Here is a 15,376-nt window from a genome sequence, read left to right on the forward strand (position 1 = left end):
GCGTGGACAGCGAAGAGTTCCCCCTGCCCCGGTCGCGACAGGCGAACGAGCGGCTGCACGCCCTGGTCCCCGGCGGCGCGCACACCTACGCCAAGGGCGACGACCAGTACCCCGAGGACCTGGCGCCGGTCATCAGCCACGGCCGGGGCGCCCACGTGTGGGACGTCGACGGCAACCGCTACATCGAGTACGGCTCCGGACTGCGCTCGGTCAGCCTCGGCCACGCCCACCCGGGCGTGCTGGAGGCGGTCCGGCACCAGCTCGACCGGGGCAGCAACTTCGTGCGGCCCTCCGTCGTGGAGGTCGAGGCCGCGGAGCGCTTCCTCGCCACGGTGCCCACCGCCGAGATGGTCAAGTTCGCGAAGAACGGCTCCGACGCCACCACCGCGGCGGTGCGCCTGGCCCGCGCCGCCACCGGGCGGCCGCGGGTGGCCCTCTGCGGCGACCATCCGTTCTTCTCCGTCGACGACTGGTTCATCGGCACCACACCGATGCCCGCGGGCATCCCGGAGTCGACCAACGACCTCACCGTGGCCTTCCCCTACGGGGACCTGGCCGCCACGGAGGAGCTCCTGACCCGGTACCGGGACGAGATCGCCTGCCTGATCCTCGAACCCGCCACGCACACCGAGCCGCCGCCCGGCTATCTCGCCGGTCTGCGCGAACTGGCCGACCGGCACGGCTGCGTCCTCGTCTTCGACGAGATGATCACCGGTTTCCGCTGGTCCGAGGCCGGGGCCCAGAGCCTGTACGGCGTCGTCCCCGACCTCTCCACGTTCGGCAAGGCGCTGGGCAACGGCTTCGCCGTCTCCGCGCTGGCCGGGCGCCGCGAGCTGATGGAGCACGGCGGGCTGCGCCACTCCGGCGACCGGGTGTTCCTGCTGTCCACCACGCACGGCGCGGAGACGCACTCGCTGGCCGCGGCCATGGCCGTGCAGACCATCTACACGAAGGAGGGCATCACCGCCCGGCTGCACGCGCTCGGCGAGCGGTTGGCCGCCGGCGTGCGCGAGGTCGCCGCGGGGATGGGCGTCGCCGACCACGTCGTCGTCCGCGGCCGGTCCAGCAACCTGGTCTTCGCCACCCTCGACGAGAACGGGCAGCCGTCGCAGGCGTACCGCACCCTCTTCCTGCGCAGGCTGCTCGCGGGCGGGGTCCTCGCCCCGTCGTTCGTGGTCAGCAGCGCCCTCGAAGCGGCGGACATCGACCGTACCGTCGAGGTCGTGGCCGAGGCATGTGCGGTGTACCGCAAGGCTCTTGACGCCGGAGACCCCACGCCGTGGGTGGGCGGCCGCCCGGTGAAGCCGGTGTTCCGGCCCCGGGTGTGACGGTCCGTCACCGCCGTCGCGCCGCCGGGGCGGTGTGACGGCGCCGCTGATGTTCCGCCCGCCCGGGCGGGGACATCAGCGGCGTACCTCCTCCCGGCCCTCGACATCGGCCGCCCGCGCGCCGCGCCGGTCGGCCACCAGGTCGACCAGCCACGCGGCCGCCGGCACCAGCGCCAGCGCGATGCACCAGCCGCCGAGGACATCGGTCGGGTAATGCGCGCCCAGGGCGACCTGGGCCCAGCCCATGGCCGCTCCGGCGGCCAGCGAGACGGCGAGCACGAACGCCGTGGCGGCCGCCCCTCCGAGGCGGAGGCGGCCGAGGGCGAGCAGCGCCGTCATGACGGCGAGCGCGGTGAGGAAGGCGGTGTGCCCGCTCGGGTACGACAGGTTGTCGTCGCCGTGGATGGTGCGCCCCACCACGGACTTGAGCAGGGTCCCCGTCCCCACCGTCAGGACGACCCCGACGACGACGAACACCGCCGCACGCGGGCGCCGCCGCAGCAGGCATCCGGCCACGGCGGCCAAAACCAGCACGGCGGCCCCGACGGGTTCGCCCAGGAAGTCGATGGCCAGCGCGAGCCCCCGCCACGGCGGACGCACGCTGTCCTCCGTCGGCTCGACGAACCACCGGTCCACCGTGCCGGGTTGAGTGTGCCCGGCGTACAGCACCCCCAGCACGACGACCACGAGCGCGGCGAGCGCCGCGACCGGTCCGCACCACGCGCGCAGCGCTGGTGGCAGCACCGCGTCCGCCGGCCGGGCGGCCTCGCGCGCACCGCGTCCGGTGGGTCCGCGCAGGCCGGACCCGACCGGCAGATCACGTTCAGAGTCGTCGATGACCTCGTCGTCCGTCACCCGGTCATCTTCTCAGTTCCGGGGCGTTCGCACGGCGGCGCCGCGGGGTCGTCTCCGGCCGATCGGCCGTGATCCGCGCCCTGTTGACGCCGGACCGGCGCCACTGGCCACGCTGCGCCCGGCCGGACGGCGGACCGTACGGCGACTGCCAGGCGGGACGGTCGGCCCGGCGCGGGACGAGCGTGGGACGGCGCCGCGCGACCGTATCGGGCAGCGCGTGCTGGGCGGGGACACGCAAGCGTCCGTCCGCCTGTCGCAGGGACGGCGAGGTGGGCACGGCCGCCCGGCTCATGAAGGGCAGGGACGCGTGGGGCTTCTCTGATGCATGTGACGAGACGTGCGACGAGGTAGGTGACGAGGCATGTGACACGGAAGGACACCGGTTCCAGTGAGAGGACCGCAGCGGAAAGGAGCGCGGCGCACCAGGGCGACGCGCGACGGATCAGCGCTCGGGGGTTCTCACTTGACGTACAACGGCTCGTCCTTCGCGGAGGGGACCGGGGCGGGAGCACGCTAACGGGCCGGGGGAGCGCGGTTCCACCGGTTTTCCGGGTGACGGGGGGTGACGGGTGGCGATGCGGAGTGGCCGGGTAAAGCCGTTGGGGGAGTGGCACGTTGTAGCGTCTGGGGGACATCGTCAACGACCAGGAGCGGAGCGGCCCATGCACGGCGCGGGAGATCGGATCGACACCTCGACGGCTCACTCGGCGCGGGTGTACGACTACATCCTGGGCGGCAAGGACCACTACGCCGTCGACGCCGAGGCGGGCGACACGATGTGCGCGCACTGGCCCGCGCTTCCGGTGCACATGCTGGAGAACCGCCGGTTCATGCACCGGGCCGGGCACTACCTCGCCGCGGAGCAGGGCATCCGGCAGTTCCTCGACATCGGCACCGGCCTGCCCACGGCCCCCAACCTGCACGAGGTCGCGCAGCGCGTGGCGCCGGATGCGCATGTCGTCTACGTCGACAACGACCCGATCGTCGTGGCGCACGCGCGCGCCCTCCTCCACGGCACGCGCGAGGGCGCCACCGCCTACATCGACGCGGACATGCACGACCCCGAGGCCATCCTCGACAGCCCGGAGTTCCGCGAGCTGATCGACCTGGGAGAACCCGTCGGCCTCATGGTGATCGGCATCCTGCACTTCATCCTGCCGCCGGACGACCGCCGCCTGGTCCGGCGGCTCCTCGAACCGCTGCCGTCGGGCAGCTTCCTCGCGATGACGATCGGCACCAAGGACTTCGCGCCCGGCGAGGTCGGCAGGGTCGCCGAGGAGTACGAGCAGCAGGGCATGCCGATGGCGCTGCGGGACCTGGCCACCGCGACGTCGTTCTTCGACGGCCTCGACCTGGTGGACCCCGGAGTCACCCAGGTGCACAAGTGGCGCCCGGGCCCCGAGCAGCAAGGGATCGACGACCGGGCCATCGCGATGTACGGGGCGGTCGCCCGCAAGCCCTGACCCGCGGGCCCCGGAGGTTTTCGTCGGCCCGGTTGTGGCCGCACGCGGGGTGATCAGTAGGTTGGACGGATGAGCAGTGCGGGTGGACGGCGTCCGGTGGCAGGTCGGTATTCCCTGATCGAGCCCCGCGGGCGCGGCGGAATGGGGACGGTCTGGCGTGCGGAGGACCAGCTCCTGGAGCGGGTCGTGGCCGTCAAGGAGATGCACGTCCAGCCGTCCGGGGAAGCGGGCGAGCAGCGCTGGGAGCGGGCGCGCCGCGAGGCGCTCGCCGTGGCCCGGGTCGCGCACCCGCATGTGATCGGCGTCTACGACCTGGTCCACGAGGACGACCGGCTGTGGATGGTCACGGAGTACGTGGACGGGCCGTCCCTCGCCGAGCAGCTGGCGCGGAGCGGCCCCCTGGACACCGTACGCGTGGCGGAGATCGGCTCGCAGCTCCTCGACGCCCTGGCCGCGGTGCACGCCGTCGGCGCCCTGCACCGCGACGTGAAGCCCGCGAACGTGCTGGTGCGGCCGGACGGCCGGGTGGTGCTGTGCGACTTCGGGATCGCCACGCTGGCCGGGACGGACTCGCTGACGGTGCCCGGCGGGGTGATGGGGTCGGTGGAGTACATCGCGCCGGAGCGGCTGCACGGGCAGGACGTCGGGGCGGCGAGCGACCTGTTCTCCCTGGGCTGCACGCTGTACGCGCTGCTCTGCGGCCACTCGCCCTTCGCGCGGTCCGTCCCGGCCGCCACCCTGCACGCCGTCGTGAGCGAGGAGCCGGACCTCCGGGCCGCGGCGGGCCCGCTGCGCGACGTGCTGGCGGGTCTGCTGCGCAAGGATCCCGGCGCGCGCCCCACGTCCGAGGAAGCGGCGCGGCTCCTGCGGGCCGTGGCCGGGGAGCCGCCGGCGGAGCGCGGGGACACCCACCTTTGGACGGGACCGCCGCCGGGATCGTCCCCGGGGCCGGGACGGCGCCGTCGCCTGCGCGGCATGCGCCGCCCGCTCGTCGTCGCGGCCGCGCTGGCCCTGGTGGGCGGAGGCGTGACGGCCGCCTCGATGCTGTCGAGGGAGTCCGCGCCGGGCGGCGGGGCGGACGACGGCAAGGCGGCGCCCGCGCCCGCGCACGAGAAGCTGCGGGTGATGACGCTGAACGCCTGGGACGCCGGACAGCACGTCGAGCACGGTGCCGAGGCCATGGCGCGGGCGATCAGGCTGTCGGGCGCGGACGTGGTGGCGCTGCAGGAGTCGTCGGACACGCTGACCGGGGAGATCGCCGACCGGCTCGGGTGGAAGCACCGCACCGACAGGGGCGGCGAGAGCGACAGCGACCTCGGCGTCGACCTGATCAGCCGCAAGCCGGTGCAGGAGCAGGACTCCTTCGCCGACGACGACAGCGGCGCGGAGGCGGTCGCCGTGCGCGTCGAGGGCGTGTGGGTGTATTCGGTGCGCCTCGATCCGGAGGACTACGGCCCGTACAACGCCTGCTTCGACGGGGACAGTTACGCGGACATCTACGCGGACGAGGAGACCCGGAAGGCGCAGGGCGAGGCCGTGGCCCGGTGGACGGGGTCGTCCCCGGCGATCGTGGCGGGGGACTTCAACGGGCCGTCCCACCTGGACTGGACCGAGGACACGAAGGACCGGCACTGCGACTCGGTGGTGGAGTGGCCGGCGACGAAGGCGTTCGCCGACAACGGCTTCGAGGACTCCTTCCGCGAGGCGCACCCGGACCCGGCCGCGGACCGCGGCGACACCTGGTCCACCGTGCACAAACGCAACACCGACCACGACGACTACCCCGAGCCGCAGGACCGCATCGACTTCGTCCTGCACAAGGGCGGCGCCACCAGGACGGTGGCGTCCCGGACCATCGGCGGCGGTCAGGGGTGGCCGTCGGACCACCGGGCGGTGCTCACGACGTTCCGGCTGACCTGACGCGACTTCTCGGGCACCGGTCGGTCCCCCCGCGGCTCCGCGACGGTCAACTCCCGTGCTCTCCCTTGCGCGTGCTCTCCCTCGCGCTCGCGCGAGGCGGGATCGACGCATGACATGCGTGGGAGTCGTGAAGAAATCGCGCATGATTCACGGCATTCGACCATGGGAGAGGAAAACTCGGAGGGCTCACTCGGCGCTTTCGAACAGGTCGGGCGCCGACCCATGCGATGGGAGACCGATCAACGATGTTCACTCTGGTACGGAGCAGAGCACGGGCGGCCGCGCTCGCGCTCTCGGCCGTCGCGGCCCTCACCTTCGGCACGACCGCCACGGGCGGCGCGGCAGCGGCCGCCGCCCCCGCCCCCAAGAAGCAGGGGCCGACCTCGGTGGCGTATGTCGAGGTGAACAACAACAGCATGCTGAACGTCGGCAAATACACCCTCGCCAACGGCGGCGGCAACGCCTTCGACGTCGCCGTCATCTTCGCGGCGAACATCAACTACGACACGACCAAGAAGGCGGCGTACCTGCACTTCAACGAGAACGTGCAGCGCGTCCTCGACAACGCCGCCACCCAGATACGCCCGCTGCAGCAGAAGGGCATCAAGGTCGTCCTCTCGGTGCTCGGCAACCATCAGGGCGCGGGCTTCGCCAACTTCCCCTCGCAGCAGGCCGCTTCGACGTTCGCGAAGCAGATGTCGGACACCGTCACCAAGTACGGCCTCGACGGCATCGACTTCGACGACGAGTACGCCGAGTACGGCAACAACGGCACCGGCCAGCCCAACGCCAGCTCGTTCGTGCACCTGGTGACGGCGCTGCGCGCCAACATGCCCAACAAGATCATCAGCCTCTACAACATCGGCCCGGCCGCGTCGCGCCTCTCGTACGGCGGCGTCGACGTCTCGTCCAAGTTCGACTACGCCTGGAACCCGTACTACGGCACCTGGCAGGTTCCCGGCATCGCTCTGCCCAAGTCGAAGCTGTCCCCGGCCGCCGTCGAGATCGGTCGGACCCCGCAGAGCACGGTGACCGACCTCGCCCGCCGCACCGTCAGCGGGGGATACGGCGTGTACCTGACGTACAACCTCGACGGCAACGACCGCAGCGCGGACGTCTCCGCGTTCACGAAGGAGCTGTACGGCAGTGCCGCGGTCTACAAGCCGTAGGGCCCCCGTGGGTCACCGCGCTCGACACTCCCTCGGGGCGAGCCGCACTCCGTAGGGCTGCGAACCGTGCAGGCCGCGCCTCCGACAACGATGTCGGAGGCGCGGCCTGCGCCATCCCGGCGACACCTTTCGTTCAGCGCACAACCATCGGCCGTTGTCGCGTGTCTCGCAGATGAATCACATCCGCGCGTCCGTGTCACGACACGTACGCGCCCTAAGGAGGAACCGTGGGCATCCGCCGACCCGCCCTGTCGACCGCCGTGGCCGCCGCCCTGATCGGCTCGCTCGGCGTCCCGCTCGTCGCGGGCACCGCATCAGCGAAGGACGGCGCCGCCACCGTGCGCGAGGACTTCGACGGCGACGGCTACCAGGACGTCGCCGTGTCCGCGCCCCGTGCGAAGGTCGGCGGCCACGAGTGGGCCGGCTACGTCACGATCAGCTACGGCTCGGCGCACGGCCTCGACCCGGCCCGTACGACCGTCATCACGCAGGACACGGCCGGTGTGCCCGGCGCCTCCGGCGACAACCAGGTCTTCGGCTACGCGATGGTCTCCCGAGACCTGGACGGCGACGGCCTGACCGACCTGGCGCTCGTCGCCCGCGACCACCGCGAGGAGAACAACGCCAACGGGTCGGTGATCGTCCTGTGGGGCCGCACGACCGGCATCACGGGGCAGGGCGCCGTCCGCATCCCCGCACCCGTGAACGCCCAGGTCGGCGACGACCTCACCGCGGGCGACTACGACGGCGACGGCCATGTGGACCTGTTCATGCGCAACGGCGACGAGTACGACGACCACAACGTGCTCTACGGCCCCTTCAGCCGCGCCGGCGCGCCCGCCCGGGAGCAGGTGGTGAAGGTGTACAGCACGGACAACTTCATCAACACCACGGCCACGGGCGACTTCAACGGCGACGGCATCGAGGACCTCGCGACGTTCTACGTCTACGAGAACCACGCCGAGGGCGGCAAGCTGTGGCTCGGCACGAAGACGGGCCTGTCCACCACCCCGAAGGCGTTGAACTCCGCGGCGGGCGCCGCCGTCGCCGACTTCGACCAGGACGGCTACGCGGACCTCGCCACCCGGATCTTCGTGAACGGGGACACGGAGGGCACCGAGGAGGACTCCGGCACCGTCAAGATCTACTACGGCTCGGCGTCCGGCCCCAGCCAGACGCGTACGCAGACGATCACGCAGAACACGGCGGGCGTGCCGGGTGCCAGCGAGAAGGGCGACCAGTTCGGCGGGCGGCTGAGCGCGGGCGACGCGAACAAGGACGGGTATCCCGACCTGGCCGTCGGTGTCCCGGGAGAGGCGATCGGGTCGAAGAAGAAGGCCGGCGCGGTGGTCCTGCTCAAGGGCGGCAAGAACGGCCTCGGCGGGACAGGCGCGCAGGCGTTCCACCAGGACACGGAGGGGGTGCCGGGGGTCGCCGAGTCCGGCGACGTGTTCGGCGCTTCGCTGCGCCTCCTCGACGTGACGGGTGACGGCAGGGCCGACCTGACCGCGGGCGCGCCGGGCGAGAACCTGGGCAGCATCGTGAACGGCGGCGCGGTCTGGATGCTGCGCGGCGCCACCGCCGGTCTGACGGCCAAGAACTCGGTCGCGGAGAACCCGCAGGACATCGGCGCACCGGCGACGAAGGCGCTGTTCGGCGAGAACCTGAGCGACGACAACGGCGCCGGAGTGGTGATTCCCTGATCCCCTGTCACGGGTCCGCAATCCGTTCGAGGCCGGGCAGGATGCCGACGGCGGGCGGACGGCCCCGTGGACGATGATCGGGCATCGGGCATCGGGCGTCGGGGATTGGGCCTCGGGCATCGAGGATTGGGGATGGGGCACCGGGCGGGCAGGCGGCGACGGCCTGCCCGCCCGATCGCGCCCGCGTACGGCGCCGGGCAGCGGTCCGGCGTACGGCGCTCCTGATAGCCTGCGATCTTCGCCGGCCGCCCCGGCGGAGTCCCCCGGCAGGCCCCCATGTCTGATGCCCGACACCAACTGACGCTCGCCCTGGACGACTTGGACCGTGCGTTCGCCGTCGAGGAACCGTTCCCGGTCAGGGGATGCACGTACTGCTACGGGGAGGAGAATTTCGCCGACCTCTCCGGGCCGCTGCACCTGATTCCCGACGACATGGTGTCCGCCGTCGCGGGCGAGGTGCCGGACCACTGGGACGACTTCGCGCGTCTCTACCGCCGACTCGTGCCGCGCATCGTCCGGTCCGTCGTCACCGGTCAGTCGTACGTCGACGAGGAACTCATCGCCTCCCGCCTGCTGCAGGCGAGTTGGACCACGTGGGACGCCCCTTTGGTCCGCGCGTTGAACGACGTCTGGATTGCTTGGTGGCAGGCCACCCTGCACACGCACCCCAGCGCGTACCCCAGCCCCGTCCCCGTCAGAAGCACCCTGAGCCTCATCACCGTCGCCACCGGCGGTGTGCGCCCCTGGCTGGACACCTGGACGGCCACCCGACGCCCTTCCGCCGACGCGCACTTGGCCGACTTCGTCGACGACGTGCTGTTCGAGTGCGAGATCACGGACCTGCACATGGGCTTCTACGACGAGTACCACGCCGCACCGGAGCTGCTGGACTGGCTGCTGACCGAGGTGCGCGACCGTGTCGACGACACCCGCCTCGACAGCCCGTACCTCCGCGAACACCACCGCCCGGCGCATCGGAGCCCCGGGACGCCGTGAACCGTTCGCCGCCCTGCGGGCAACGGCGGGTGTGCAGAACAGAACGCACCCGCCCTGACGCGCGACCACGCCAGGCCGTGGTGGTACGGCCGTGAAGGAGGGCGACGCGCTGAGCAACACGGCGGACCCCAAGAGGATCGTCGACGGGCCCGGCCGCAGGTCCTGAGAGGCGCCGGTACCTCCTCAGCGGCCGACGGCGGCCGCCAGGCGCCGCAGGGCCGCGTGGCCGGGCGGCCCCCAGGTGGGCTTGCCACCGGGGCGGCCGTGGTCGCCCGCGTCCCCGATGAAGACGCAGGAGAAGGCGCGCAGCACCGCCCAGCCCCGGGCCCGCCGCAAGGTGGCGGTGTCCGGGGACGGTCGGTAGGCCCGGTGGAACCGGTCGATGGCACCGTCCGGCAGCAGGATCCAGGCGGCGGCGAGGTCGAAGGCCGGGTCGCCCGCGAACAGGTCGCCGAAGTCGATCACGCCGCAGAAGGTGCCGTCGGCGGTCAGCACGTTGGCGGGGTGCAGATCGCCGTGCAGCCATACGGGAGGCCCCTCCCACGCGGGTGCGGCGCGGGCGTCCTCCCAGACCTCGCGGAGCCCGTCCGGGTCGGCGATCGGCCCCAGGGCGACGGCCGACGCGAGTTGCTCGGTGAAGTGGTCGCCGAGCTCGCCGAGCGGGCGTCCGCGGTCACGGCCCGCGGGTGCCCCGGCGGGTGCCGGGCGGTGCAGGGCCGTCAGGAAGGCGGCCAGGGCGTCGGCTGCCTCGTCGCCGCGGGTGGCGGGGGCGCGGTCGGCGGGCTCGCCCGGCACCCAGGTGGTGACGAGCCAGGGGCGCGGGAACCGCTCGGAGGCCCTGCCGAGCCGTTGCGGGACGGGCACCGGCAGCGGCAGAAGCGGCGCCAGGCCGGGCAGCCGGTCGTACTCCTTGTGCAGTAACGCGTCGGCCGACCGGGTCGCCCAGGGCAGCCGCACGGCGAGGTCGTCGCCGAGCCTCCACAGCTGGTTGTCCCAGCCCAGCGCGCCGAGCCTCAGAGGGAGGTCGGCGAGGTCGGGGTGCTGGTCGCGCAGCAGTTCCCTGACCAGCTCCGCGGTGATCTCGGTCTCCGTACGGGTCATGCGGCCTCACCGTAGTGGGCGTGCGGGGCGACGGGACGGGCGGAGGCCCCCGGTGCGGCCGGGTGCGGGGCTTTCCGGCACGGGCGCTCGGCGGCAGTCGGACCCGAGCGGTGGCGCCGACGGTCCTCCCCGGGCATGCCCGGTGACCACGCGCCACGAGCGGTTGCCCCCCGGCGAACGAGCCCGCGTGGCCGGAGCTCGACGGTCGCTCTCCCGGAGCGGCACCGACCCCCTGCGCGCATGCTGGCTGCATGATGACCGTGCTGCTGGTAGCTGACGACGACCTGATCGGGGCCCTGCGCCCGCTGATCCACGACGGCCCGCACTACCGCGTCATCTCGCACGCCGGCAGCCCGCCCGTCGCGCTGGCCCAGGCCAGGGTGCTCCTCCCGGACATCGTCATCATCGACACCGCCGTCCCCGGGACCCCGGCCGAGCTGGCCGCGCTGTTCCAGGAGCTGCGTGACCTGGACCCGCCCAGCGGTGTCATCTGGCACGTGTCGGGGGAGCCCGCCGTCCCGGCGCGCCTGCTCGACGAGACCGAAGGCGCCGTGCACGCGGTCCGGCACGGCGACCAGGTCGCGATGAACGCCGCTCTGCGCGCCATCGGCCTGCGCCGCGCGAGCTGCGACCCCGACCAGCCGGCGTGAGGCGGCCCCGTGGGGACGTCGCCCGAAGCAGCCGCCCCTAGCGGTCATTCCTTACGGGCACGCCTCACGGCCACTCCGTACGGTCACCCATTGCGGTAGTACCCCAGGAACATGTCCACGCCGCGCTCCACCAAGCGCTCCGCGAGGTCGGGGGAGAGGCGCTCGCCGTACGCGCTGTGGACGATGTGGGGGTAGAGCACCAGCGCGTAGAACTGGAGGATCGCCACCTCCATGTCGGGGACGTGCAGCTCCGCGCAGGAGCGGAGTGCCTGTGACAGGGGTTCGGCGAAACGGTCGGGGCCCTGCGCACGCCAGGCGCGGCCGAGTTGGGGAAAGCGGCGGGACTCCGCGGCGATCAGGGCGCGCAGCGCCAGCACCTCGTCCTGGGCGATGCCCTTCACCCAGCCCCTGGCGAGAGCGGTCAGGACCTCGCGGAGGTCGGCGTCCGCCGTGCCCGGCCGGCTCATCGCCGCCGCCGAGTCGCCCAGAGCCTGCTCCAGGGCGTCACCGACCACCTCGGTGAACAGGTCTTCCTTGCTGCCGAAGTGGTTGTAGATCGTCACCTTCGACACACCCGCCTCGGCGGCGATCTGGTCCACGCCGATGCCGAAGCCGTGCCGGAGGAACTGCTCTTTGGCGGCGCCGATGATCGCCGCACGCTTGCGCGCGGCGCGTTCGCCGCCCGGCGGGGTCCGCTTGGCGGCGAACGGTGTGGTCGGGGTGGTCGTGGAGTCGTTCATCGGAAGCAGCGTACCAAGCTTCTGAACTGAACAGTTGAGTTCATCTGAACTGGACCGTACAGTTCAGAGCGCTTGCCGTCGTCGACGCCCACCGTCGTCGACATCGACGGCCTGGGCGCCGACCTTCCACGACACGACGCATCGGAGCTGATCCCACCGTGACCCCGCTGAACGTCCTCGCCATCTCCGGCAGCCTGCGCGCCGACTCCCACAACACGGCGCTGCTGCGCGCCGCCCGCGACCTCGCTCCCGAGCATGTCCTCGTGGACCTCTACGACGGACTGCGCGACATCCCGCCCTACGACATGGACCTCGACAACGCCGAACTCCGCCCGGCTGCCGTCCGTGACCTGCGCGGGCGCATCGCCGCCGCCGACGCCCTGCTGATCGCGACGCCCGAGTTCAACTACTCCGTGCCCGGTGTGCTGAAGAACGCCATCGACTGGGCCAGCACCGACTGGAGCGGCACCGAGGGTCTTCCCCTGCATCGCAAGCCGATCGCCCTCATGGGCGCCGCGCCCACCAACTTCGGCTCCGTCCGCGCGCAGTTGGCGCTGCGGCAGGTGTTCCTCTGGACCGACGCCGATGTCATCGCCAAGCCGGAGGTCATCGTCTTCCGCTCGCACGAACGGTTCGACGAGGCGGGCGCCCTCACCGATCCGGTGACGCGCACCCTGCTGGGCGACCTCCTGGACGCCCTGATCGTCAGAGCCGAAGCGCGCCGCAGCTCACGCCCCGTCATCGGTACCGGTACCGGTACCGACTACGCCTCCGGCACGGGTGGGGCCCCCGTCGCCACGGCGGCGTGAAACAGCCGAAGCGGCTTGAAGGGAGCACCGTCATGACAGCGAAAACCGCCACCACGACCGGAACGGTGACCGCCACCACGACTGAAAGGGCGACCGCCACCACGCCCGGGAGAACGACCACCACTACGACCGAGAGGGCGACCGCCACCACGAGCGAAAGATCGACCGCCACGGCCACTGAGGCCGCGACGGACACCGGCACGGGTGCCCCGCCACCCGTCCACGGCGCCACCGACGATCGGTTCGCCTCGGTCCGGCGGGAGTTCACCGCCGTGGCCGCCGCCGAGCCCGGGCTGAGCGCGCAGCTCGCCGTGCACCTGCACGGGCGCCGGGTCGTCGACCTGTGGACCGGGCCCGGCGTCACCGGGGATTCCCTGTTCGCGCTCTACTCCTCGGGCAAGGGAGCCGCGCACCTGGTGGTGGCGCTGCTGGCGCAGGACGGCGTCCTCGACCTCGACCGTCCCGCTGCCGCGGACTGGCCCGAGTTCGCCGCCGCCGGCAAGGACCGGCTGACCCTGCGCGACCTGCTCGCCCACCGGGCCGGACTCGTCGGCGCCCCGACGGGACCGACGACCGCCGACCTCGCCGACGACCGCCGCTTGGCCGCGCTGCTGGCCGGGCTCCCACCAGCCTGGCCGCTCGGCAGCGGGCACTACGGCTACCACGCCTTCACCGTCACCGCGCTGACCGGCGAGGTGGTGTACCGCGCCACGGGACGCACCCTCCAGCAGCACTACGAGGAGCGGTTGCGCCGCCCGTACGGGCTCGACTTCCATCTCGGCCTGCCCGAGCGGGAGGAGCCCCGCTACCTGCCCGTGCAACCGCGGCAGGACGCGGCTCCCCGCACCCCGCCGGCTCCAGGCAGCCTCACGTACCTCGCCTTCAACCTGCACGCCGAGCCGCCGACGGACCTGGTCGACTTCGCCAACACCCGTGCGGTGCGCGCCCAGGGGCCCGCCTCCAGCGGCAGCGTCGGCAGTGCACGCGGCCTGTCGGCGCTCTACGCCAGAGCGATCTCTGCGGTCGATGGCGACCCCGCACTCCTGGCCCCGCACGTCCTCGCGGAGTTCACCACGCCGCACACCCCCGGGACCGACCTCGTCACGGGGGAGAGGGACCACTTCTTGTTGGGCTTCGAGGCGCAGGGTGTGCGCTATCCGGTGCTGGGCGCACGGGCGTTCGGGCACAGTGGCGCGGTGGGCGCCGACGCGTTCGCCGACCCGGACAGCGGTATCGCGTACAGCTACACGCGCCGCCGGTTCGCCCCTCGCGGGCACGTCCCGGCGGCCGAGAACCACACCCTGATCGCCGCGGTCGTGCGCGCCGCGACGGCCGCCTCGGCCGCCGACGGCCACGCGTGAGCCTCACGTGACCCAGGCGTGAGCCACGCGTGATCCCGGCCCTCAACAGCCGGGCCGGGCGACCGCACCCATGACGCGCGCACTCCACCGGGCGCCTGCCGTGGCCAGGGGACGCCGTGTCTGTGCGGGCGCCGCGGAGGGCGGAGGCAGGATGGACGTCAGCGGTGCCCGAGCACGTTCACGACCCGCCCGTTGGGGTCGCGCACGAAGAACCGCCGTACGCCCCACTCCTCGTCCTGCAGCGGGTGGACGATCTCCGCACCGCTCTCCCGCATGACCGCGTAGGCCGCGTCCACGTCGTCCACCTCCACGCTCATGTCGGGCGTGACCGGCGCGGTCTTGTCGCTGCTCATGAAGCTGACCTGTGCCGCGGGACTGCTCGGGGAGGCGAGTGTCATGATCCAGCCGTGGTTCATGACCTCCTCGAACCCGAGCAGGCCGTAGAACTCCCGGCTCTCCGGCACGGCGTCCGACTGGACGTTGGGCACGACACGGCGAATGGCCATCGACTGCTCCAAGGGTCAGGTGCGTGGGACGCACACTGCATGAGTCTGACTGCCCTCCGATTGTCCGCGCTCGGCGGGGCGGTGCGCGAGGCGATTCGGGCGGGCGGGGCGAGGTCCGTCGAAAGAGGTCTGGCGAGAGGGAGTTGAGAGAGAGGGACCTGCGAGAGAGGGACCTGCGAGAGGAGGGGTGCGGGAGAGAGCTGTCGGGAGGGGGTTCTCGAAACGGCAAAGATCGCCGATCCGTCGCCCGCGCGGCATACCCTGAGCCCTTTCGTCGTTCCTCGGGATTCGTGATTCGGGAGAGAGCATGACAAGCAGGTTCACCGAGCTGACCGTCGACTGCCACGACCCGGAGCGACTCGCGGCCTTCTGGTGCGCGGTCCTCGACTTCAAGGTGATCGACCGGAGCGAGGGCAAGGTCGAGATCGGCTCGTGGGAGCCGACCGTCGAGGATGTGCGGGCCCGTCAGATGCCGCCCACCCTGCAGTTCATCCAGGTGCCCGAGGGCAGGTCGGCCAAGAACCGGCTGCACCTCGACGTCAGCCCGATCGACGCCGGTACCGAGGACGAGGTGAACAGGCTGCTCGGCCTCGGCGCGAGCAGGGCGGACGTGGGCCAGGGTGCGGACCGGAGCTGGGTGGTCATGACGGACCCCGAGGGCAACGAGTTCTGCGTACTGCGCACGCTGGCTCCGTAGGACGCGCTTGACGCGCATCCGAGTGCCCGCCCCATCCGGCCCGATTCCCCGACTCCGCGGATTTCCTTTCCGGTGTCC

14 protein-coding genes are annotated in these 15,376 nt (G+C 72.2%); 10 read left to right on the forward strand and 4 right to left on the reverse strand.

The window, feature by feature from the left end:
- Window positions 1–2 precede the first annotated feature (2 nt).
- A complete protein-coding gene (locus tag ACFYXE_RS09570; RefSeq protein WP_361164759.1) occupies window positions 3–1,328 on the forward strand; it encodes a glutamate-1-semialdehyde 2,1-aminomutase in 1,326 nt (441 codons plus the stop codon).
- Between the two features lie 75 nt (window positions 1,329–1,403).
- Here the strand turns inward: ACFYXE_RS09570 and ACFYXE_RS09575 are convergent, their stop codons facing one another.
- Window positions 1,404–2,126, reverse strand: coding sequence for a phosphatase PAP2 family protein (locus tag ACFYXE_RS09575; protein WP_389311405.1), 723 nt, complete (start codon window positions 2,124–2,126; stop codon window positions 1,404–1,406).
- Window positions 2,127–2,845: 719 nt separating this feature from the next.
- Between ACFYXE_RS09575 and ACFYXE_RS09580 the strand changes: the two genes are divergently transcribed.
- The 5 genes from ACFYXE_RS09580 (at window position 2,846) to ACFYXE_RS09600 (ending at window position 9,434) form a co-directional block, all read left to right on the forward strand.
- Window positions 2,846–3,646, forward strand: a complete 801-nt coding sequence (locus tag ACFYXE_RS09580; protein ID WP_389310677.1) for an SAM-dependent methyltransferase — start codon at window positions 2,846–2,848, stop codon at window positions 3,644–3,646.
- Window positions 3,647–3,715: 69 nt separating this feature from the next.
- Window positions 3,716–5,566: a protein kinase gene (locus tag ACFYXE_RS09585; protein WP_389310679.1), complete on the forward strand. Its 1,851-nt coding sequence runs from the start codon at window positions 3,716–3,718 to the stop codon at window positions 5,564–5,566.
- Between the two features lie 245 nt (window positions 5,567–5,811).
- Window positions 5,812–6,735 (forward strand): endo-beta-N-acetylglucosaminidase H, encoded by a 924-nt coding sequence (locus ACFYXE_RS09590; RefSeq protein ID WP_389310681.1) that lies wholly within the window; start codon window positions 5,812–5,814, stop codon window positions 6,733–6,735.
- A gap of 227 nt (window positions 6,736–6,962) precedes the next feature.
- Window positions 6,963–8,438 (forward strand): FG-GAP-like repeat-containing protein, encoded by a 1,476-nt coding sequence (locus ACFYXE_RS09595; protein WP_389310683.1) that lies wholly within the window; start codon window positions 6,963–6,965, stop codon window positions 8,436–8,438.
- A 276-nt stretch (window positions 8,439–8,714) separates the two neighbouring features.
- Window positions 8,715–9,434 carry a hypothetical protein gene (locus ACFYXE_RS09600; RefSeq protein ID WP_389310685.1) on the forward strand — a complete coding sequence of 240 codons (720 nt, stop codon included), beginning with the start codon at window positions 8,715–8,717 and terminating at the stop codon, window positions 9,432–9,434.
- 183 nt (window positions 9,435–9,617) lie between these two features.
- Here ACFYXE_RS09600 and ACFYXE_RS09605 read toward each other — a convergent pair whose 3' ends face one another.
- Entirely contained in the window at window positions 9,618–10,535 is a 918-nt protein-coding gene (locus tag ACFYXE_RS09605) for an aminoglycoside phosphotransferase family protein (protein ID WP_389310687.1), read from the reverse strand.
- Window positions 10,536–10,786: 251 nt separating this feature from the next.
- On the opposite strand from ACFYXE_RS09605, the gene ACFYXE_RS09610 reads away from it, so the two are divergent.
- Window positions 10,787–11,185 carry a hypothetical protein gene (locus ACFYXE_RS09610; protein ID WP_389310689.1) on the forward strand — a complete coding sequence of 133 codons (399 nt, stop codon included), beginning with the start codon at window positions 10,787–10,789 and terminating at the stop codon, window positions 11,183–11,185.
- A gap of 83 nt (window positions 11,186–11,268) precedes the next feature.
- On the opposite strand, the gene ACFYXE_RS09615 is transcribed toward ACFYXE_RS09610, so the two are convergent.
- The gene (locus tag ACFYXE_RS09615) at window positions 11,269–11,925 is read right to left on the reverse strand and encodes a TetR/AcrR family transcriptional regulator (RefSeq protein ID WP_389310691.1); all 657 of its coding nucleotides are present in this window, start codon (window positions 11,923–11,925) and stop codon (window positions 11,269–11,271) included.
- A gap of 158 nt (window positions 11,926–12,083) precedes the next feature.
- Here ACFYXE_RS09615 and ACFYXE_RS09620 point away from each other — a divergent pair, with 158 nt between their 5' ends.
- Window positions 12,084–12,734 (forward strand): NADPH-dependent FMN reductase, encoded by a 651-nt coding sequence (locus tag ACFYXE_RS09620; protein WP_389310693.1) that lies wholly within the window; start codon window positions 12,084–12,086, stop codon window positions 12,732–12,734.
- Window positions 12,735–12,766: 32 nt separating this feature from the next.
- Window positions 12,767–14,095, forward strand: coding sequence for a serine hydrolase domain-containing protein (locus ACFYXE_RS09625; protein ID WP_389310695.1), 1,329 nt, complete (start codon window positions 12,767–12,769; stop codon window positions 14,093–14,095).
- A 158-nt stretch (window positions 14,096–14,253) separates the two neighbouring features.
- Here ACFYXE_RS09625 and ACFYXE_RS09630 read toward each other — a convergent pair whose 3' ends face one another.
- Complete coding sequence (locus tag ACFYXE_RS09630) at window positions 14,254–14,601, reverse strand: VOC family protein (protein WP_361164735.1); 348 nt, start codon at window positions 14,599–14,601, stop codon at window positions 14,254–14,256.
- 307 nt (window positions 14,602–14,908) lie between these two features.
- Here ACFYXE_RS09630 and ACFYXE_RS09635 point away from each other — a divergent pair, with 307 nt between their 5' ends.
- Window positions 14,909–15,298 (forward strand): VOC family protein, encoded by a 390-nt coding sequence (locus ACFYXE_RS09635; RefSeq protein ID WP_389310697.1) that lies wholly within the window; start codon window positions 14,909–14,911, stop codon window positions 15,296–15,298.
- Window positions 15,299–15,376 lie beyond the last annotated feature (78 nt).

The sequence above is a fragment of the Streptomyces sp. NPDC002564 genome, from assembly GCF_042889645.1.
GTDB lineage: Bacteria > Actinomycetota > Actinomycetes > Streptomycetales > Streptomycetaceae > Streptomyces.

Bases quoted from the DNA above. Each gene is read 5' to 3' on its own strand.
- ACFYXE_RS09630 (WP_361164735.1), bottom strand. From the start codon at position 14,601: ATGGCCATTCGCCGTGTCGTGCCCAACGTCCAGTCGGACGCCGTGCCG.
- ACFYXE_RS09615 (WP_389310691.1), bottom strand. From the start codon at position 11,925: ATGAACGACTCCACGACCACCCCGACCACACCGTTCGCCGCCAAGCGG.
- ACFYXE_RS09600 (WP_389310685.1), top strand. From the start codon at position 8,715: ATGTCTGATGCCCGACACCAACTGACGCTCGCCCTGGACGACTTGGAC.
- ACFYXE_RS09625 (WP_389310695.1), top strand. From the start codon at position 12,767: ATGACAGCGAAAACCGCCACCACGACCGGAACGGTGACCGCCACCACG.
- ACFYXE_RS09585 (WP_389310679.1), top strand. From the start codon at position 3,716: ATGAGCAGTGCGGGTGGACGGCGTCCGGTGGCAGGTCGGTATTCCCTG.
- ACFYXE_RS09610 (WP_389310689.1), top strand. From the start codon at position 10,787: ATGATGACCGTGCTGCTGGTAGCTGACGACGACCTGATCGGGGCCCTG.
- ACFYXE_RS09605 (WP_389310687.1), bottom strand. From the start codon at position 10,535: ATGACCCGTACGGAGACCGAGATCACCGCGGAGCTGGTCAGGGAACTG.
- ACFYXE_RS09590 (WP_389310681.1), top strand. From the start codon at position 5,812: ATGTTCACTCTGGTACGGAGCAGAGCACGGGCGGCCGCGCTCGCGCTC.
- ACFYXE_RS09635 (WP_389310697.1), top strand. From the start codon at position 14,909: ATGACAAGCAGGTTCACCGAGCTGACCGTCGACTGCCACGACCCGGAG.
- ACFYXE_RS09580 (WP_389310677.1), top strand. From the start codon at position 2,846: ATGCACGGCGCGGGAGATCGGATCGACACCTCGACGGCTCACTCGGCG.